Source organism: Clostridium sp. D5, assembly GCF_000190355.1.
In the GTDB taxonomy this organism is placed as follows: Bacteria; Bacillota; Clostridia; order Lachnospirales; family Lachnospiraceae; genus Faecalicatena; species Faecalicatena fissicatena_A.
On the sequence record NZ_GL870809.1, the window covers coordinates 580,612 to 600,682 of the forward strand.

The following is a 20,071-nucleotide window of genomic DNA, read 5'->3' on the forward strand; positions in this document are numbered from 1 at the left end:
AGGGTGCTTGCCGCAGTTGGCCCGAATGCCGATGCATTCGCGCCGCCGGCGGCAACAGAATTTGTTTTGAAAACAAATTCTGCCCTCCCTGTTCCCTGTTTTTTCTCTAACGGATTCTAGCGCGCGTTCTATGGAGTTTCGAAACGGCATGCACATCCCCTGAGGGGGAACCAGACACACCTTTCACTTAGCTGGACGCATCCGGTCGGAAATTAAGAGCCCCCTACCGGGGGGAAAGCATACTTCCGCAGATCCAGCTCAATCCGCTGTCACCGCGGAGGTTCCTCACGTATTCGATTTTACCTGCCGACTGGATGAAGCCCAGCCTGACGGAAATGGGGAGGGGATCGGAGCGGGAGAACAGAAGACGGGGGCTGGATGTATAGAACGCACGGTTTAGAAGTCCTTACGCAGAAGGAGCTGTCCATGAGGGATGGAAAGTGATTTTCCAAATCACTTTCCAGTACAACTTAAACGAGAAAGCATCAGGCTTTCTCGTTGCTTGTTGCACGTGCCCTCATGGACAGCTCCTTGTGCGTTAGGACTTCTCCGTAAGTGGGTTACATCCAGCCCCCGTCTTCTGTTCTCCCGCTCCGATCCCCTCCCCATTTCCGTCAGGCGGACCTTACCTAATCCCACCTAACATCGACCACAAACCGCTACCAGCTTGGGAAGAAGAGGTTGTTTCCGATGTTGACTCCCGGCCTCCCCGCTGTTCCTGCGTAGAGGAAGTAGTAGCAGTCTGAGACTGCGGCCAGGCGTGCTCCGTTGATGGCATCCTGGGCTACAGTGTATGCCAGGTCACTTGCTCCGCGCTCAAGTACGGCATCCAGACGGCCTGACCATACAGGCTCGAACTGTCCGCCGGCGTAGACGACATCTGTGATGGAATTTGGGAAGATCGGGCTGTTTACACGGTTCATGATTACTGTTGCTACGGCGAGCATGGAATCGTAATCGTGCATGGCTTCACAGTCCAGTATTGCGGCAAATACGTCCAGATCACTTCCTGATGCATTGGTGGCACCGCCGTTTACTACGGTATCGTCATAGCCGCCGCCGTCGCTTCCGCCTCCGGAATCATTGCCTCCGGATGGAGTATTTCCGGGATTATTATTGTCATTTGTGCTGTTATTACCGCTGTTGGGAGTCTGAGTGGAAGCGTTGTTTGCTGCGACTTTCGCTGCGGCCTCTGCGGCCAGTTTTGCGGCTTCCTCCTCCCTCAGTTTTTTAAGCTGTTCATGAAAGGCATTCAGATCGGTTGATGTTGCATCTGCCTTCAGGACTAGTTCTTCCCTGCGGTTTTCCAGGCTTTTCTGGAGGTCCTTCATGGAATCCTGCTGAGCCTCCAGCGTAACTTTCCTGTCAGAAATCTCCTTTTGCGTGTCCTGCAGAGTCTGGAGCATGCTGCGGTCATATTTACTGATGTTCTGTATAAAGTCCGCTTTATTCAGAAAGTCGGTCAGGTTGTCCGCTGAAAAAAGCATCTCCAGGAGTGTTGCGTTGCCGGTTTCATACATATACTTAATACGGGATTTCATATCTTCGTATTGTTGTGCTTCGTTTGCCTCTGCTTCAGCTAAGGAATCTTTTGTCCTCTGGATCTCACCGTTGGTAATTTCAACCTGCATCTCAGTTGTAGATATCTCATCACTTATTGCCACAAGCTCCTGGTTGATACCTTCAAGCTGGGATTGCAGATCAGAAGTTTTGCTTTCGAGACTTTCTGCATCTTCAGCGTGCGCCGGAAAAACAGAAAGCACCAGTACAAGAGAACAGATAAATACTGCAATGGCCTGTCCTCTGCGTTTTAAGCGCAATCTCATATTCTACAATTCCTTTCTCAATTGATTTGCCCTGATATTATACTATAAATTGCTTTATTAAGCAAATTTTGATAGAATAAGTTATAAAAATTTAAGAGAAACGTGAGGAGCTGGCAGGTGATGAAACAGCAGATAAAAATGATTGGTCTGGATTTGGACGGTACGCTTTTGAATGATAAAAAAGAGCTGCTGCCATATACAAAACAGGTATTGGAGGAAGCGATTGATAAAGGAATTGTCGTACTGATGGCTACAGGAAGACCATTTACGGGAATTCCGGAGGAGTTAAGATATTTTCCGGGCATCCGTTATGCGCTTACGGCGAATGGGGCAAGAGTGATTGATGTACAGGAAGAGAGAATATTGATAGAACGCCTTCTTCCAATAGAAAAAGCAAAGAAAGCATTGGAAACTCTGCGAAAATATGATACATTACAAGAAGTGTACTTCGATGGACAGGGGTATGCAGATGAGGATAAGCTGAATGCTATCAGCCGTTACCACCATAATCCGCATATGTGGGACTATGTGCGTAAAACCAGAAAAGCAGTGCCGGATGTTATGGCGCTTACACTGGAAAGGTACAGAGATATGGATAAGATGCAGGCGCTGTTTGCCAATATGGAAGACAAAGCAGCCGCATGGAGTGATCTGGAACAGCAGGAGGGAATCGTACTGGTCAGTTCACTGGGATATAATATAGAAATAAATGCTGCCGGAGTCAACAAGGGGACCGCGCTGGTTGAACTGGGCGGGATGCTTGGAATCAGGCGCGAAGAGATTATGGCGTGCGGTGACGGTGACAATGACATTGAGATGGTAAAAGAAGCCGGATTTGGCGTTGCAATGGGCAATGCAGAAGACGAGGTAAAGGCCGCTGCGGATTACATAACACTTTCGAATGAAGAAGAGGGGGCGGCGAAGGCCATTGAAAGATTTGCTCTAAGAGGAGGAGACATATGTTAGAAGCTTTAAAGGTAATTGTACTGGGGATTGTAGAAGGTATTACCGAATGGCTGCCGATCAGCAGCACGGGACATTTGATACTTGTAGAAGAGTTTGTAAAACTGAAGATGACAGACGATTTTATGTCTATGTTCAATGTGGTCATCCAGCTGGGGGCAATCCTGGCGGTTGTTGTCATCTATTTCCACAAACTGAATCCTTTTTCAGATACTAAGACGCATAAACAGAAGATGCTGACTCTCCAACTGTGGGTTAAGGTACTGATTGCATCGGTTCCGGCGGCGATTATAGGACTTTTGTTTGATGATTTTATTGATGCACATTTGATGAATTATGTAGTAGTGGCTATTACACTGATCCTGTATGGTGTAGCATTTATCGTGGTGGAAAAAAGGCACGAACATGTCAAACCGGCAGTAAAGAGGCTGTCTGATCTGACGATCCCGATGGTCCTGATTATTGGCTGCTTTCAGGTGCTTGCACTGATACCGGGAACCTCACGGTCGGGTGCCACGATCATCGGCGGACTGCTGATTGGAGCTGCAAGAGGCGTAGCGGCGGAATTTACATTTTTCCTGGCCATTCCGGTCATGTTCGGTGCAAGTTTCTTAAAGATTATAAAGTTTGGTTTCCATTTTACCGGCATGGAGGTGTTCCTGCTGCTGCTTGGATGTGTGATCTCCTTTGTGGTATCCATATTTGCAATTAAGTTCCTGATGCAGTACATAAAGAACCATGACTTTAAGGTTTTTGGATATTATAGAATTGTACTTGGAATCATCGTACTGCTCTACTTTGGAATGACTGCACTATTTGCATAAAAACAAAAGCGCAGTGGTTCGGATTTTACCGGAAAGAACAGAGATTTAATACGGGGAGGGCTGTAAGAGCCATCCCCGTTTGCTATATACAAATTTCTTTATGGAATATTAAGGGAAATACGGCGCATAGTCTTGTTTTTTACAGAAAACATGATAAAATATAGAAATAATGTGTATGATTATGCATAACAATGTAAATTGGGAGGAAACCAAAAAATGAAAAAGAAAATTATTAGCTTATTATTAGTCGCAGTATGCGTGTTTTCAATGGCTGCATGCGGATCTAAGAAGGAAGACAGCAGCACGGGGGATTCAGGAGATGCCACTAAGAAGGAAAAACTGGTTATGGCTACAAATGCAGAGTTCCCGCCGTATGAATTTTATGAGGGGAAAGATGTTGTAGGTATTGATGCCGATATCGCGGCTGCAGTAGCTGAGGAGATGGGCATGGAGCTGGAGATTGAGGATATGGCATTTGACTCTATCATCACAGCAGTAACAAGCGGAAAGGCAGATATCGGTGCGGCAGGCATGACCGTAACAGAAGACCGTCTGGAGAACGTAGATTTTACTGATACATATGCAACTGCAACACAGGTTATTATCGTAAAAGAGGACAGCGCCATTACAGGGCCGGACGAGCTGAATGGAAAGAAAATCGGTGTGCAGCTCGGAACAACAGGCGATATCTATGCTGATGATATCGAAGACGCAACTGTAGAACGTTACAACAAAGGATTTGAGGCTGTTCAGGCACTGCAGCAGGGCAAGATTGATGCGGTAGTTATTGACGGAGAGCCTGCAAAGGAATTTGTAAAAGAAGCAGAGGGCCTGAAGATCCTGGACGAAGCATTTACAGAAGAAGAGTATGCAATTGCAGTTAAAAAGGAAAATGACGAACTGAAAGAAAAGATTAATGATGCACTGGCTAATCTGAAGGATTCTGGCAAACTGGATGAAATCGTAGCTAAATATATCAGCGCTGACAGTGCAGAATAAAAGAGGATACGATTATGTTGCAGACGTTGCAGGATAAGTTTTACGGGAATTTTATAGAAGATAACCGCTGGGAATACATTTTAGATGGACTGGGGGTCACTTTGCAGGTGACCTTCTTTGCTGTAATAATTGGTATAGTAATTGGTTTTCTGATTGCGATTATACGTTCCACTTACGATAAGACAGGAAAACTGAAGATACTCAATTTTATCTGTAAGATATATCTGACTGTAATCAGAGGAACTCCGGTTGTTGTCCAGCTTTTGATTATCTATTTCGTGATATTCGGAAGCGCAGACATCAGCAAAGTTCTGGTGGCAATCATGGCATTCGGGTTTAATTCCGGGGCATATGTTGCCGAGATATTCCGTTCCGGTATTATGTCCATAGATAACGGACAGTTTGAGGCCGGGCGCAGTCTCGGGTTTAACTATGTACAGACAATGATTCATATCATTATGCCGCAGGCTTTTAAAAATGTTCTGCCGGCGCTTGGCAATGAGTTTATCGTACTGTTAAAGGAGACATCGGTTTCCGGCTATATCGCGCTGCAGGATCTTACCAAAGGCGGTGATATCATACGAAGCCGTACATATGATGCATTCATGCCTCTTATTGCTGTAGCTTTGATTTACCTTGTTATGGTAATGATATTTACGAAGCTTGTAAATATGCTGGAGAGGAGGCTGAGAAACAGTGATCATTAATGGAGATGTATTGATAAAGGTGGAAGACCTGCATAAGGTTTTCAATAACAGACTTCATGCGCTGGATGGAGTAACAGAAGAGATCCGCAAAGGCGAGGTGGTTGTGATTGTCGGGCCGTCAGGCTCCGGCAAGTCTACGTTCCTCCGCTCTCTGAACCTTCTGGAGACACCAACGACGGGGCATGTATATTTTGAAGGAACGGATATCACAAGCAAGGAAACAGACATTGACCGCCATCGCCAGAAGATGGGAATGGTGTTCCAGCATTTTAATCTTTTCCCGCATAAAACGATTATAGAGAATATCACGCTTGCACCGATTAAGGTTCTGAAGAAGAGCAAAGCAGATGCCGAAAAGCAGGCGATGGAACTGCTGAAGCTGGTCGGGCTGGAAGAAAAGGCACATTCCTATCCTTCCCAGCTGTCAGGCGGACAGAAGCAGCGTATTGCAATTATCCGTTCCCTGGCAATGAACCCGGAGGTTATGCTTTTTGATGAACCAACTTCCGCTCTCGATCCCGAGATGGTGGGGGAGGTACTGGAACTTATGAAAAAGCTTGCCCATGACGGCATGACAATGGTAGTTGTCACACATGAAATGGGATTCGCACGGGAAGTTGCAACAAGAGTCATATTCATGGATGAAGGAAAAATAAAAGAACAGGGTGCACCTGAAGAATTCTTTAATAATCCGGAGGAACCTCGGTTACGGGAATTTCTTTCGAAGATTTTGTAGGCAGAGGGGACGCCTGATGGAAGCGGGACGCACCGACAGCGCCGGGGGAGGGTTCTGCTGATTTTGGAAACCGGCCGCGTTGCCTAAGAAGAGCTAACTGCGAAACAGCCGCATTTTATGGGATCGAGCGTATTCACTTAGAAAGCTGATGCTTTCTAAGTGAATACGCTCTGAATAATTGATTCGGAATCAATTATTCCCCATAAAATGCGGCTGTTTCGCAGTAAGCTCTTCTAAGGCACGCTAGAGGCTTCCAAAATCAGCAGAACCCTCCCCCGGCGCTGTCGGTGCGTCCCGCTTCCATCAGGCTGGGCAGCTGCAAATCGGGAGAGAGAAGGCGGGGCGGGACCGAGGTTGTGGGGCGTCTTGGCGGGGGTGGCGGATGGAGGGGGATTGGTGTAACGGATGTGGCAGTGGAAGAAAGTGAAATATTCCAATTCCGCACAGTGCGCCCCTACCAGCCAAAAATCTCCATATCCAACCCCATTTATTTTTGGAGGGTTCTGTGTTATTCTTAGTAGGATGTTATATTAAATGATTTTTTGATTTTACTAATAAATTTGAATCCGGGATGGAAAAGGGATTGATATATGAGATATGAACGTATTGAAAAGGCAGTGTTTTTGGAGAGGCCGAACAGGTTTATTGCTTATGCTATGATTCAGGGGCAGAAAGAGATTATTCATGTGAAGAATACGGGGCGGTGCGCGGAGCTTTTGAGGCCGGGGGCTGTTATTTATGTACAGGAAAGTCTTAAGGCGGAGCGGAAGACGAAGTGGGATTTGATTGCTGTGGAGAAGGGGGAAGTTATTGTTAATATGGACTCCCAGATTCCGAACAGGGTGGCACAGGAGTGGATTGAGGCTGGCAATTTAATGGGGGAAGAACCTTATGTCAGGCCTGAGACAACTTATGGGAATTCGCGGTTTGACCTTTATGTGGAAGCAATGGGACGCAAGTGTTTTATTGAGGTGAAGGGAGTGACACTGGAGGAGAATGGGGTGGCTCGTTTTCCGGATGCGCCCAGTGAACGTGCGGTCAAGCATGTGGAAGAACTCTGCAGGGCGGTGAAGGACGGGTATGAGGCGTATATTTTGTTCGTGATCCAGATGAAGGGGATCCGTTATTTTACTCCAAATGTGGATACACATCCGGCGTTTGGAGAGGCGCTGAGAAAGGCAAAGGCGGCGGGGGTACATGTACTGGCTTATGACTGTAAAGTGACTGCAGAGAGTATCGTGCTGGATGAGCCTGTGCCGGTGGTGCTGGGAAGCCCCGTGCTGAAAGAGGCTGTGGTTCCTCTTGTAAGCTGGTATCAGGAGCATAAGAGGGATCTTCCCTGGCGGCATGAGATCAGTGCATACCGGGTGTGGATTTCGGAGATCATGCTTCAGCAGACGCGGGTGGAGGCCGTAAAACCGTATTTTGAAAGATTTTTAAAGGAACTGCCCACGGTGAAGGATCTGGCCGAGGTGGAGGAGGACCGGCTCCTGAAGCTGTGGGAAGGGCTGGGTTATTATAATAGGGTCCGGAATATGCAGAAGGCGGCCCGCCAGATTATGGAGCAGCATCACGGGGAGTTTCCTGATACATACGATGAGATTCTGTCGCTTACGGGGATCGGAAGCTATACGGCGGGGGCGGTGAGTTCGTTTGCGTTCGGGATTCCCAAGCCCGCGGTGGATGGAAATGTTCTGCGGGTAGCGGCAAGGCTTATGGCGCGGGATGAAGATATCATGAAAGCAGGGGTTCGGACGCGCATTGAGCAGGAAATAGAGGAAGTGATACCGGCAGATGCTCCGTCCGACTTTAACCAGGGACTGATCGAGCTGGGGGCTATTGTCTGTGTGCCAAACGGCGGGCCTAAATGTACGGAGTGTCCCCTGGCCGGACTCTGCATGGCTAAAAAACTGGGGATTGAGACGGAGCTGCCGGTGCGGTCTAAGGCGAAGGCAAGGCGGATCGAGAAGAGAACGGTTCTGATTCTGGAGGATGGAGATACACTGGCTATAAAAAAACGTCCGCCCAAAGGGCTTCTGGCCGGTCTGTATGAGCTGCCCAATCTGGAAGGACAGATGAGCAGGAAAGAAGTAATAGAGTACTGTAATTCAATTGGACTATCGCCGCTGCATGTGAAAAAAGTGCAGAATGCGAAACATATTTTCAGCCATGTGGAATGGCATATGACGGGTTACGAGATCAAAGTGGACGGACTGGAGAAAAACTGCAGCGAAGACATGCTGTTTGTCAACCGGGCGGAAATCGAGGACAAATATCCGATTCCCTCCGCTTTTGAGGCATATCGGGGAGTTGTTTTAGAGTCCGCTCTGTTTTCTTGAATCCCATGCTGATTTATGGTATACTCGGTATATAACGAGCGGGATAAAAGGAGTGTACATTTATGGGTGATAAGATTGAGCTGTCAAGGCAGCAGCAGAAATCAAAGGAAACAAAAGAACGCATTTTCCGTGCTGCAAAGAGGATTCTGCAAAAGAATGGTTATGAAGAGCTTTCCATCAAGAATATCTGCGAAGAGGCAGGGGTATCTAATGGAAGTTTTTATCATCATTTTAAGACAAAGGATGATCTGCTTTCTTATTATATAGAGGATCAGCCCAGCATCAACCCGGATCTGCTTGATTTGCCGAGGAATGCAGACGAAGCGAAAATCGCCATTATCCATGTATACCTGAATTATGTAGAGTACTGCAGGGAGCTTGGCGTAGAGTTTATGTCGGGATACTACGATACAAAGAATCAGGCGCTGAATCCCGCCAGCCGCGCTGAGAGACCGTATCCCATTGTGACGGTACAGACTTATGTAGAAAAAGCCATGCAGGAGGGAATTATCAGACTGAATGTCGGGATTGAAGCTTTTACGACAGACATCAGGATGATCGTGATCGGTAATGTATTTGAGTGGTGTCTGCGCGGCGGGGAGGCTGATTTTGAGGGCAATATGCGCCGCTCACTGGGCAAATACCTGGACAGCACCATTTCTTAAACCAGATCCGCATAAGCCGAGGAGGTATACAGTATGAGATACAGCTTTATAGTGAATCCCAATTCCCGTTCCGGAATGGGCGGCATGATCTGGGATATGATTGAACCGGAACTGAAAAAACGGCAGGTGGAATATGAGTGCTTCCATACGGCCTGTACGGGACATGCAGCCAGGATCATCGGCGGTATCACATCGGATGGGAAAGAACATACCCTTGTAGTGCTCGGCGGGGACGGAACCGTCAATGAAGTGATGAATGGAATCACAGACCTTGACAAGGTAATTCTGGGATATATTCCTACCGGTTCCAGCAATGACTTTGCGAGGGGGATGAAACTTCCAACGGAGCCGCTCAAGGCGCTGGATATGATATTGAAGCCCCGCAGAATTCAGCGGATGGATGTCGGACTGTTAACCCGTGCCGGAAAAAAACGGCGGTTTGCAGTGAGCACGGGGATCGGGTTTGATGCGGCAATCTGCCATCAGGCCGCCGTATCCAGGCTCAAGGTATTGTTAAATCATCTGAAACTGGGAAAACTGACATATGTGGGAATCGCACTGAACAGGCTGTTTCATGACAAACCGGTAAATGCAGAGATTACGTTGGACGGTAACGAGACAAAAAGGTTCCGGAAGGTATATTTTGCGGCTGCCATGAATAATCCTTACGAGGGCGGCGGTTTCCGTTTTTGTCCGGATGCCGCAAATGATGATGGCCGGCTGGATGTGATTGTGATATCGGGACTTCCCCGCCTGGCGGTCCTTCTGCTATTGCCGACGGCATACAAAGGATGGCATGTACATTTCCCGGGGATCCATGTATTCAAATGTAAAAAGGCTGTCATAAAGATGGAACGTCCTCTTGCTGTACATACTGACGGAGAACCCGTATTTCTGAGAAGAGAGATTATGGCGGAGATACTGGAAGAACAAATCAGGGTTATCACGGCGTGAAAGAAGGAGTAGGTTATGTACGTACTGGTTCTGGCTGCAGTCATAATAGCAGCTGTTTATATGTTTATGATTATGCCGCGTCTGACGATGCGGAAACGAATGAAGCTCTTTATGGGTCAGGAGTGGGCCCACAGAGGGCTTCATTGCGTTGAGAAAGGCATTCCGGAGAACTCCATGGCTGCATTTAAGCTGGCCGTAAAAGAAGGGTATGGGATAGAGCTGGACGTACATCTGACAAAGGATGGCCAGCTGGTTGTCTTTCATGATGATACTTTGAGACGTGTGTGCGGGAAAGAGGGGCAGATAGAAGAGATGTCCTATGAGGAACTGCAGAAATGCTATCTCAGCGGTACCTCAGAAAAAATCCCTCTTTTTTCGACAGTTCTTTCCTATATAGAAGGGCGTGTTCCGCTGTTGATTGAGGTGAAACTGCCCTCTCAGAACACGGAGATCTGTGTACATCTGGCGGAAGAGCTGCGGGGCTACAGGGGCCCTTATCTGGTGCAGTCCTTCAACTGTCTGGTGCTTCGCTGGCTGAAAAAGCATCGGAAGGATATCCTGAGGGGGCAGCTGTCCTCCAATCTGGTGAGAAGTGATGATTCGCCTCATTATCTGCTTCGGTTCTGCGTAAAATATTTGGTGAGCAACTGCATCTGCAGGCCTGATTTTATATCCTACAAGTTAAAGGACAGCCAGAACATAAGCCTCTGGATACTCCACAGCCTGCTGCTTACGCCGGTGGCAGTATGGACGATCCGCACTGCTGCGGCTATGGAGCAGGCGAAAAGACAATACGATATGTATATATTTGAAGGCATGAAATAGACGGGTAAAACAAAGAGGATTTCATTAACAGATTAGTAACAAATATCTGCTAAAGCCCGTAAAATCGAAAGATTTTGTTAAGGTTTTATGAACTTTATTGTTGTGCTCCAGGATTCGTGCTATAATCGGGACAGCTAGAGAATATGGATTCAAAAAGGGAGCGTTCGGTATGAACTTTAAGACGAAAGCGACGAGTTTTATCAAGAAATATAAGCATGCCTGGGTGTTTGGGTACATTTTAATTTACATGCCGTGGTTCTTGTATCTTGAAAAGCATGTAACGTCAGATTATCACGTGATACATTCCGTCATTGATGATAAAATACCATTTATAGAATATTTTATTGTGCCATACTTACTGTGGTTTGTATTTATAGCCGTCACATTTTTATACTTTTTCTTTACAGATGTGGATGGTTTTTACAGATTGGCTAAGCTGATGTTTACAGGGATGACAATATTCCTTATAATATCCACATTAGTTCCGAACGGATTGAATCTGCGTCCCGTGTATTTTACGAGAGATAATATTTTCATAGATATGGTGAAGATGCTGTACCAGACGGATACGCCGACCAATGTTCTGCCGAGCCTGCATGTATTTAACTCACTGGGGGCCTGTATAGCAATCTACAACAGCAAGTCGCTGCAGAAACATAAGATGATCAGTTGGAGTGCCTACATCCTGGCTGCCCTGATCATTTTGGCAACAATGTTCCTGAAGCAGCACTCGATCATAGATGTAATGGCTGCGTTCATCATGGCTTACACTCTATACCAGTTTGTTTACGAGACGAACCGCAAAAAAGCTCCCAGGCTTTCTAATCAGATGGCTACCTGGGGGAAATGATAAATAAAAACACTTTTAATGAAAATCACCCGAAAAAGAGGATGTTTTCCAGGTACCAGTATGGAAAATGTAAAGACAGACGGAAAGTTATGCTGCCTTTTACGTCCCCTGTTTCGGGTGAAATTTTATGGAGCGGAAGAGGTACGGCTGCAGCCCCTCTTTGTTTCATTTCACCGTCACTTAAAAAAAAGCGCCGGAATTACTATACCTATAGCCAAAACAACGGCTTAAGTGTTATAATGTGAAAAGATTATATGAAAGAATTAGGAGGAAAGAGATTAGACATGGGCAAGATAATGTTAACAGGGGACAGACCAACCGGGAGGCTGCATGTGGGACACTATGTCGGTTCTTTAAAACGGAGAGTGGAACTGCAGAATGCAGGTGAGTTTGATGATATATTTGTAATGATAGCGGATGCACAGGCACTGACGGACAATGCGGATAATCCGGAAAAAGTAAGGCAGAATATTATCGAAGTAGCACTGGACTATCTGGCATGCGGGCTGGATCCGGCAAAGTCGACTCTGTTTATCCAGTCACAGATTCCGGAGTTATGTGAACTGTCTTTTTATTATATGAATCTGGTTACGGTTTCCCGTTTGCAGCGCAATCCTACTGTTAAATCAGAGATTCAGATGAGGAACTTTGAGGCAAGCATTCCGGTGGGATTCTTCACTTATCCGATCAGCCAGGCGGCAGATATTACAGCATTCAAGGCAACGACAGTACCGGTAGGGGAAGACCAGCTCCCGATGCTGGAACAGACGAAGGAGATCGTGAGGAAGTTTAATTCAGTTTACGGCGATACACTTGTGGAGCCGGATATTCTGCTTCCGGACAATACGGCCTGCCTGAGGCTTCCCGGAACCGACGGGAAGGCGAAGATGAGTAAGTCTCTGAATAACTGTATCTATCTTTCAGAGGAGCCGGATTCTATCAAACAGAAGGTATTCAGTATGTTTACTGATCCGACTCATATCAAAGTGGAAGATCCGGGAAAACTGGAGGGCAACACGGTATTTACGTATCTGGATGCTTTCTGCAGACCGGAATATTTTGAAGAATTTCTACCGGATTATGCCAATCTGGATGAGCTTAAAGCACATTATCAGCGGGGCGGACTCGGAGATATGAAGGTGAAACGCTTCCTGAATTCTGTCCTGCAGGCAGAGCTGGAGCCGATCAGGAACAGAAGAAAAGAGTACCAGAAAGATATCCCATATGTATATGAGATACTGAAAAAGGGAAGTGAAAAGGCGGAAAGCGTAGCTGCCGGGACTTTACGTGATGTAAAGGAAGCGATGAAGATAAACTATTTTGAAGACCTGGAGTTAATCAACGCGCAGGCTGAAAAATTCCGGGAGTAAAGAAGCAAAGGGGTTCTGAATATGCAGGATATAAAAAACTCTGAAGAATATAAGAGCCTGCTGGCGCGTGCCAACTATGATGATTTGACAAAGGTACTGAACCGCAGGGCAGGCAGAGAACGTCTTGACAATTTGCTTGAAAAGGCAAGGGGCGAGAGAAAAATGCTTGTTGTGTCTCTGTGTGATGTGAATGACCTGAAGCAGATCAATGACAGATACGGGCACAGAGAAGGCGATAATATGCTGCGGTATGTCGCATCTGCGATGTCCCGGGAGATGAAAGAAAATGACATTCTGTTCCGGCTGAGTGGGGATGAGTTTGCTATGGCCTTTTATAATGAGAATCAGAGGAATGCAGAGAGGCGCATGCAGGACATCCTGGCATATCTGAACGAAAAAAAGAAGTACAGAAAAGTTGTTTATGAAACTTCTTTTTCTTATGGACTTGTTGAAATATATCCGGAAGAATTTTATACAGTGGAGGATCTTCTGGAAAAAGCGGATGGCAGGATGTATATCCAGAAACGGAATTATCATATACTTCGCGCAAAGCAGAGGCTGGAGCAGCAGGACAGTTCCGGCGTCCTGAAGTTTGTATATGATAAGGAGCATCTCTATGATGCACTTATGAGCAGTACAGATGATTATATCTTTGTCGGCAATATGAAGACAGGGGTATTTCGTTACCCCCCCGCTATGGTCGAAGAATTTGGGCTGCCGGGAGAAGTGGTGGAGAATGCCGCAGCATTTTGGGGCGGAAAGATACATCCCCACGATGAAAGAAGCTTTCTGGAGAGCAATCAGGAGATTGCCGATGGCCGTACAGAGTCCCATGATATCGAATACCGCGCCAGAAATGCCAGAGGTGAATGGATCTGGCTGCGCTGCCGGGGAAGGATGATCCGGGATGAGAAAGGCCGGCCGAATCTGTTTGCAGGTATGATAACCAATCTGGGGCGTAATAACCAGATTGACCATATGACAGGCCTGTATAACCGTTTTGAGTTTGAGGGCGACGCAAAAAAATATCTGGTGGATAAACAAGGAACAGAGAATTTGGAAATCATGCTTCTGAATATGGACAGTTTCCGCAATATTAACGATTTAAATAACCGCTCTTTCGGGGACGCTATCCTGAAAATAACGGCGCAGAAGATAGCAGAATTTCTTCCGTCCAATGCAAAGGTATACCGGATGGATGGAGATGAGTTTGCAGTTTTGTTGCTGAATGGAAGCAGAGAGGAAGGCCGGGAGGTATTCAGGCGGATACAGCAGCATTTCCGAAAGTTCCAGGAATATAATGGCCGGAAGTATTACTGTACCATGTCGGCCGGTTTTGCTTCTTATCCGGATGATTCGGATGATTATCAGGAACTTCTGCAGTATGCCAGTTATTCACTGGAATATTCAAAGCTGAAAGGTAAAAACCGGATGACGGAATTCTCATCTGAGATATTACAGAGCAGGGGGAGAAAGCTGGAGATGACGGAACTGGTCAGAGAAAGTATCGAAAGAGGTTTCGCAGGATTTTCTTTGAACTATCAGCCTCAGATGGATGCCGCTGCAAAAACATTATGCGGGGCAGAGGCGCTGGCCAGATGGCAGTGCACAGCGTTCGGTGATGTGCCTCCTTCCGAGTTTATCCGGATACTGGAACAGAGCGGTATGATTATAAAAGCCGGAAAATGGATATTCACAGAGGCAGTCAGACAGTGCAGGGAATGGATTAAGCGGAAACCGGATTTTAGAATGAGCATTAATCTTTCCTATCCGCAGCTGCTGGAAGAGGATTTCGTGACATTTGTCCTGGGGACACTGGATGCACATCAGCTGCCATATGAAAATATCATTCTGGAACTAACAGAGACCTACCTGATCGAGCAGGATGGTATCGTCCATGATATTATGGAGAAACTGCAGGAAAAAGGGATACAGACGGCAATGGACGACTTTGGGATGGGATATTCATCTCTGTTCGAACTGAAAAATACACCTGCAGATATCATAAAGATCGACCAGGGATTTGTAACCGGTCTGACGACAGATTTATTCACTTCTACATTTATCCGTTCAATTACAGAGCTCTGCCATGATGTGGGGAAGACCGTCTGCCTGGAAGGTGTTAAGACGGAGGAAGAATATAACGTGGCAAAAGAAATAGGAATAGACCTGATACAAGGTTACTATTTTGGCAAGGCGGTACCGCCGAATGAGTTCCAGGCGGAATTCCTGTGAGGAAATAAAGACAATAAAAAAGCCTGAAAGCATTTGCTTTCAGGCTTTTGAACGTGCGCGAGAAGATTCGAACTCCCGACCTTCTGGTCCGTAGCCAGACGCTCTATCCAGCTGAGCTACGCGCACATACTGAAACTATTTCGTTCACAGCAGATATTAGTATATAACAAAAATTCCGGCTTGTCAATAGGTTTGCTTGAAAAAAATGGAGAATTGGGGAGACACTAAACGCCTTCCCCAATTCCACTTGTGGCCGGCGTGATCCTGCCGGTTAAAAACATCCCAGTTCCTCATTAAATGGGGCGGAACAGATGACGGGGGATTCCGTCTACCACGATTGGTGATACATCGCCTTGTATTAAAGGGCGTACATAATTGACGAATTCATCGGTTACGTAGGTTCCCTCTTCGTTTACCCAGTTTCTTGGAACGAGTTTTTCATCGTTCGCTATTTTATGAACGTCTTTGACCTCCGTTCCGCTCTGGTATGGGTCATCGGAAAGCCGCTGCAGTACGACCATCTTGCCGGAATCTCCTTCATCGGCAGCTTTAACTGCGGCACCGCCTACCTGATATGCTTCCAGGATGTCCACACGGGAAGCACAGTGGGATGCGGAGCGCTGCAGGCTGCTCAGCTCGATTGTACGGGTTTTACAGTTAACCTCGCCTGCAATATAGCTGGCAAGATAGTTTGCGGTGCCTGAGAGCTGTTTGTGGCCGAATGCGTCTACAAAATCAATGCTCTGTCCCAGTTCACACACATAGCGGCCGTCAGCCAGCCGTATACCCTCGGAAACAGCAATAACAACAGAGGGCTTTTTAGCCAGAAGTTCACGTACCTTAGTGCCGAACTTTTCAATGTCAAAAGACAGTTCCGGAAGATAGATCAGATCAGGGCCTGCACAGTCCTCGCCCTTTGCAAGTGCAGAAGCACCTGTCAGCCATCCGGCATTGCGTCCCATGATTTCTACAATGGATACAAGTCCTTTCGTGTATTCCAGGCAGAAACTGTCACGGATGATCTCCTTTACGGATGTGCCGATATATTTGGCGGCGCTTCCGTATCCGGGAGTGTGGTCAGTGAGCGCGAGGTCGTTGTCTATCGTTTTCGGACAGCCCACAAAACGGGTATGATGTCCTGTAACTATGGCGTAATCGGAAAGCTTCTTGATGGTATCCATAGAGTCATTGCCGCCGATATAAATGAAAGCTTCGATATCAAGCTTATCCAGAATCTCGAAAATTTTCTCGTATACGTCCATGCTTTCATGGATTTCAGGGAGCTTAAAGCGGCAGGAGCCGAGGAAAGCTGCGGGGGTTCTCTTAAGTAATTCTGCGTCCAGTTCGGTTTTAATATAATCGGCCATGTCTATATATCTTTCCTGCATCAGGCCCTGAATCCCATGCAGCATGCCGTATACTTTGTTTGCTCCGCGGTCCTTGGCTGTGCGGTATACTCCGGCGAGGCTTGAATTGATTGCTGCTGTTGGTCCGCCTGACTGGCCGACGATTACGTTTCCTTTCATGTCTGTTACCTCCGTCTTTAAATTATAGTCGTCTGCGTTTTCCTGAGAAGAAAACGATACATATTAATAGTTTAGTGCATAATGACAAATTTGTAAACGATAAAAAATAAAAAGTGGTGAAAATGCCCAAATTCAATCCCTGGAAGTTGAATGGGTGAATGTGAAAAGGCGGGTTTATGAAGGCATTCTATGTACAGAATGCCCCAAAAATGCTATAATATTGGACAAAGTGAAAAAAGCCCCTGTGAAAAGGGACTGGTTTTAGGAGGATGACGAAATGCATCAGTATGACTATCTGATAGCGGGAGCCGGGCTGTACGGCGCTGTGATGGCACACGAACTGAATAAAAGAGGGAAGAAGTGTCTTGTGATTGACAGGCGTGACCACATAGCAGGCAATATCTACTGTGAGGATATAGAGGGAATTCATGTACACAAATATGGCGCACATATTTTCCACACATCAAATAAAAAGGTGTGGGAGTATATGAATCAGTTTGCAGAATTTAATAATTATATTAACTCTCCGATTGCAGTATACAAGGAGGAGCTGTATAATCTGCCTTTTAACATGAACACATTCAGCAAAATGTGGGGGATCCGCACACCACAGGAAGCAAAAGAGATGATCGCAAAACAGGTTGCCCAGACGAACATTACAGATCCGCAGAACCTGGAGGAGCAGGCACTGTCCCTGGCCGGCCGGGATGTATATGAAAAGCTGATCAAGGGGTATACGGAGAAGCAGTGGGGAAGAGACTGTAAGGATCTTCCGGCATTTATTATTAAGAGGCTGCCGTTTCGGTACACATATGATAATAACTATTTCAATGACAGGTATCAGGGGATCCCTGTGGGCGGTTACACTGCGGTTGTTGAGAAGATGCTGAAAGGAATCGAAGTCAGAACCGGAACAGACTTCTTTGAATTCAGAGAAGAGAACCCGGATATTGCAGAGACTATTATTTTTACAGGTATGATAGATGAATACTTTGGGTATAAGCTGGGAGCCCTTGAGTATCGTTCCGTTCGGTTCGAGACAGAGGTGCTGGACTGTGATAACTATCAGGGCAACGCAGTTGTGAATTATACGGAAAGGGAAGTTCCTTATACGAGAATTATAGAGCACAAGCACTTTGAATTTGGGAAGCAGGAGAAGACGGTGATCTCCCGGGAGTACTCATCTGAGTGGAAAGTGGGAATGGATCCGTATTATCCCGTAAATGATGAGAAGAATAACAGTCTGTTTGAACAGTACAAAGAGCTGGCGGCAGGAGAGCAGAATGTCATATTCGGGGGACGTCTGGGAGATTACAAGTACTATGATATGGATAAGGTGGTGGAAGCGGCCTTGAACAGACTGGAAGAAATATAAGGGCAGGCGGAAAAGATGAACGATAAGAAAAAGACAAGCCTGTGGCAGCAGATTACCAGATTCGCAGTAGTCGGGGGGAGTGCATTTCTCATTGATTACGGGATCATGATTTTATTGACAGAACTATGCGGGATCAATTATCTGATTTCCAGTGCAATATCTTTTACGGTTTCTGTCATCTACAATTATCTGCTGAGTGTACACTGGGTATTCAATGTAACCGAAGACAGAAGCCAGAAACAGGATTTTGCAGTATTTATCGTCCTGAGTGTAATCGGACTGGGGATAAATCAGTTAATTATGTGGGTATGTGTGGATAAACTGCAGATATTCTATATGATTTCAAAAATTGGCGCTACGGCTATTGTTATGGTTTATAATTTTATCACCAGAAAGATATTTCTGGAAAACGGAAAAGAAGAATAAAAGGTAAAATGCAGGCACAAAAGTGCTTGCATTTTTTTTACAGATCAAGTAATATACAAGTATTCTGATAGGTCTGATTTCACATTTCAAAGTTGTTTCACCGTCGGTTCTGATAAGTTTTTCAATGTAAGAAAAAGTTGCAGAAAGGAGTATGATTGATTAAGGAAAGAAAATATGAAGTGATTAAATTTGTAGAGCATAATGGGAAATGCCGCATTGTTATGGATTGTATTCCGGGCAGACTGCTGATATACAGGCTGCAGGATGGCGGCGGGTTCACCAGGGATATCATATTTGGCTGGCTGGGCATGCTGACAGGAGAACTGGACAAGTACCACCGGTGTAAAAGAGAGCAGTGCTACCGGTATTTGAATCCGTACAGTATATTGGTTACGGGGGAAAATAAAATTTATCTGTTGGATTTGAGTGCAGAAAGCAACGGTTTTGTTCTGCAGAATATGCAGAAGCCCGCCATGCGGGAACATTTTGTCAAACCGGTCATCCATATCAAAGAGAACACCCGGCTTTCGCTGGATCTGTACGGTCTGGGAAAAACGATGCAGTTTATACTGGCACGTGCGGAGCCGGATGTTACCCTCTCAAGAAGAGAAGAATTTCTTCTGTCTGGAATTATTGAAAAGTGTCTCGGTGAAAACCCGAAGAAAAAGTATCATAGTCTGAAAGAAGTTCAAAAAGAATTACCCAAAGTGAGCAGTATAAAAAATAAGGAGCAGAAAAAGCAGCAAAGAAAGACCGTACTTATCGCGGCAGTCATTGTATTGCTTCTGACGGCGGTATGGGCTGGGAAAGCACTTGCATATACAGGGAATACAGAAGAAATTACCCTGGACACAATGGAAGAGACAGCTTATATATAGGTGGTGAAAAGGCTGATAAAACAGAAGGACAGATCAGAAAAATACCCCTGAAAGGGAGGATGCCGGGTAGTCGCTTGCGCGGCTCCCGGCATGTATTATGAAAAAGTTTATTCAAATAGTATTGCACCTGTTGTCAAATGTTAGTATCAAATGTTTTGTTCTTCATTTGATATATTTAGTATATTCAAAAGAAATGAAGAAAGCATGAGTAGAAAATGAAAGTTTTTTGAATGATAAATGAACAAATTATGAACAAGAAAACGGGACAGCAATTGTTCTGTCCCGTTTTTATGTGTGTGCCAGGCATGGCACTAATCTAGCTAGTGAAAGTCTAGTCACGGGTATTTACCGCCAAGTGTAGCGGAGCGCAAGTTGGCATCAGTAATGATGTGGATGAAGGAAGCGCATAGCAAAGTTCACGAGCCTACGAACAGAAACTTGATAAGGCGATGAGGTGGGTAAGGTTGCACATCAAACCAAAGCCCGAAAGGTAAACGTATAACCGAAGTTGTAAATCAAGAGGTTGTGGAATGAAAGATTAGTGCCTTACCCTTGGGAGGCCCTACCCACACA

The 20,071-nt window shown here is 46.0% G+C and carries 17 protein-coding genes and 1 tRNA gene; 15 read left to right on the plus strand and 3 right to left on the minus strand.

The genetic code is table 11. The annotated features are described in order from the left end of the window. Positions 1 to 659: 659 nt before the first annotated feature. Positions 660 to 1,826 (minus strand): cell wall hydrolase, encoded by a 1,167-nt coding sequence (locus HMPREF0240_RS02535; protein ID WP_009001888.1) that lies wholly within the window; start codon positions 1,824 to 1,826, stop codon positions 660 to 662. 120 nt (positions 1,827 to 1,946) lie between these two features. Between HMPREF0240_RS02535 and HMPREF0240_RS02540 the strand changes: the two genes are divergently transcribed. From HMPREF0240_RS02540 to HMPREF0240_RS02595, 12 genes are all read left to right on the plus strand, one after another. Next, positions 1,947 to 2,792 carry a Cof-type HAD-IIB family hydrolase gene (locus HMPREF0240_RS02540; protein WP_035312286.1) on the plus strand — a complete coding sequence of 282 codons (846 nt, stop codon included), beginning with the start codon at positions 1,947 to 1,949 and terminating at the stop codon, positions 2,790 to 2,792. Further along, entirely contained in the window at positions 2,786 to 3,613 is an 828-nt protein-coding gene (locus HMPREF0240_RS02545; protein WP_009001890.1) for an undecaprenyl-diphosphate phosphatase, read from the plus strand. The genes HMPREF0240_RS02540 and HMPREF0240_RS02545 overlap by 7 nt, the downstream gene beginning before the upstream one ends. A 216-nt stretch (positions 3,614 to 3,829) precedes the next feature. Next, positions 3,830 to 4,612: a transporter substrate-binding domain-containing protein gene (locus tag HMPREF0240_RS02550; protein WP_035312287.1), complete on the plus strand. Its 783-nt coding sequence runs from the start codon at positions 3,830 to 3,832 to the stop codon at positions 4,610 to 4,612. 14 nt (positions 4,613 to 4,626) lie between these two features. Further along, the gene (locus HMPREF0240_RS02555) at positions 4,627 to 5,319 is read left to right on the plus strand and encodes an amino acid ABC transporter permease (RefSeq protein ID WP_009001892.1); all 693 of its coding nucleotides are present in this window, start codon (positions 4,627 to 4,629) and stop codon (positions 5,317 to 5,319) included. A gap of 10 nt (positions 5,320 to 5,329) precedes the next feature. Then, a complete protein-coding gene (locus HMPREF0240_RS02560; protein ID WP_198137766.1) occupies positions 5,330 to 6,055 on the plus strand; it encodes an amino acid ABC transporter ATP-binding protein in 726 nt (241 codons plus the stop codon). A 590-nt stretch (positions 6,056 to 6,645) separates the two neighbouring features. Continuing rightward, positions 6,646 to 8,394, plus strand: coding sequence for an A/G-specific adenine glycosylase (gene mutY / locus HMPREF0240_RS02565; RefSeq protein WP_009001895.1), 1,749 nt, complete (start codon positions 6,646 to 6,648; stop codon positions 8,392 to 8,394). Between the two features lie 62 nt (positions 8,395 to 8,456). Further along, on the plus strand, positions 8,457 to 9,059 hold the full coding sequence (locus HMPREF0240_RS02570; RefSeq protein WP_009001896.1) for a TetR/AcrR family transcriptional regulator: 603 nt from the start codon (positions 8,457 to 8,459) through the stop codon (positions 9,057 to 9,059). Between the two features lie 33 nt (positions 9,060 to 9,092). Then, on the plus strand, positions 9,093 to 10,013 hold the full coding sequence (locus HMPREF0240_RS02575) for a diacylglycerol kinase family protein (protein ID WP_009001897.1): 921 nt from the start codon (positions 9,093 to 9,095) through the stop codon (positions 10,011 to 10,013). A 15-nt stretch (positions 10,014 to 10,028) separates the two neighbouring features. Next, the gene (locus tag HMPREF0240_RS02580) at positions 10,029 to 10,838 is read left to right on the plus strand and encodes a glycerophosphodiester phosphodiesterase (RefSeq protein ID WP_009001898.1); all 810 of its coding nucleotides are present in this window, start codon (positions 10,029 to 10,031) and stop codon (positions 10,836 to 10,838) included. A 169-nt stretch (positions 10,839 to 11,007) separates the two neighbouring features. Continuing rightward, the gene (locus HMPREF0240_RS02585) at positions 11,008 to 11,688 is read left to right on the plus strand and encodes a phosphatase PAP2 family protein (RefSeq protein WP_035312288.1); all 681 of its coding nucleotides are present in this window, start codon (positions 11,008 to 11,010) and stop codon (positions 11,686 to 11,688) included. A 284-nt stretch (positions 11,689 to 11,972) separates the two neighbouring features. Next, positions 11,973 to 13,058, plus strand: coding sequence for a tryptophan--tRNA ligase (gene trpS / locus HMPREF0240_RS02590; protein ID WP_009001900.1), 1,086 nt, complete (start codon positions 11,973 to 11,975; stop codon positions 13,056 to 13,058). A gap of 21 nt (positions 13,059 to 13,079) precedes the next feature. Continuing rightward, positions 13,080 to 15,293, plus strand: coding sequence for a diguanylate cyclase (locus HMPREF0240_RS02595; protein WP_009001901.1), 2,214 nt, complete (start codon positions 13,080 to 13,082; stop codon positions 15,291 to 15,293). Positions 15,294 to 15,345: 52 nt separating this feature from the next. Here HMPREF0240_RS02595 and HMPREF0240_RS02600 read toward each other — a convergent pair. Both HMPREF0240_RS02600 and HMPREF0240_RS02605 read right to left on the minus strand, forming a co-directional pair. Then, positions 15,346 to 15,419 (minus strand) — tRNA-Arg (locus HMPREF0240_RS02600). A gap of 167 nt (positions 15,420 to 15,586) precedes the next feature. Further along, complete coding sequence (locus HMPREF0240_RS02605) at positions 15,587 to 16,819, minus strand: 6-phosphofructokinase (protein WP_009001902.1); 1,233 nt, start codon at positions 16,817 to 16,819, stop codon at positions 15,587 to 15,589. A 277-nt stretch (positions 16,820 to 17,096) separates the two neighbouring features. On the opposite strand from HMPREF0240_RS02605, the gene glf reads away from it, so the two are divergent. The 3 genes from glf (at position 17,097) to HMPREF0240_RS02620 (ending at position 19,498) form a co-directional block, all read left to right on the plus strand. Then, positions 17,097 to 18,194, plus strand: coding sequence for a UDP-galactopyranose mutase (gene glf, locus HMPREF0240_RS02610; protein ID WP_009001903.1), 1,098 nt, complete (start codon positions 17,097 to 17,099; stop codon positions 18,192 to 18,194). Between the two features lie 15 nt (positions 18,195 to 18,209). Beyond that, on the plus strand, positions 18,210 to 18,620 hold the full coding sequence (locus tag HMPREF0240_RS02615) for a GtrA family protein (RefSeq protein ID WP_035312289.1): 411 nt from the start codon (positions 18,210 to 18,212) through the stop codon (positions 18,618 to 18,620). A gap of 155 nt (positions 18,621 to 18,775) precedes the next feature. Next, complete coding sequence (locus HMPREF0240_RS02620; RefSeq protein WP_009001905.1) at positions 18,776 to 19,498, plus strand: hypothetical protein; 723 nt, start codon at positions 18,776 to 18,778, stop codon at positions 19,496 to 19,498. Positions 19,499 to 20,071: the final 573 nt, after the last annotated feature.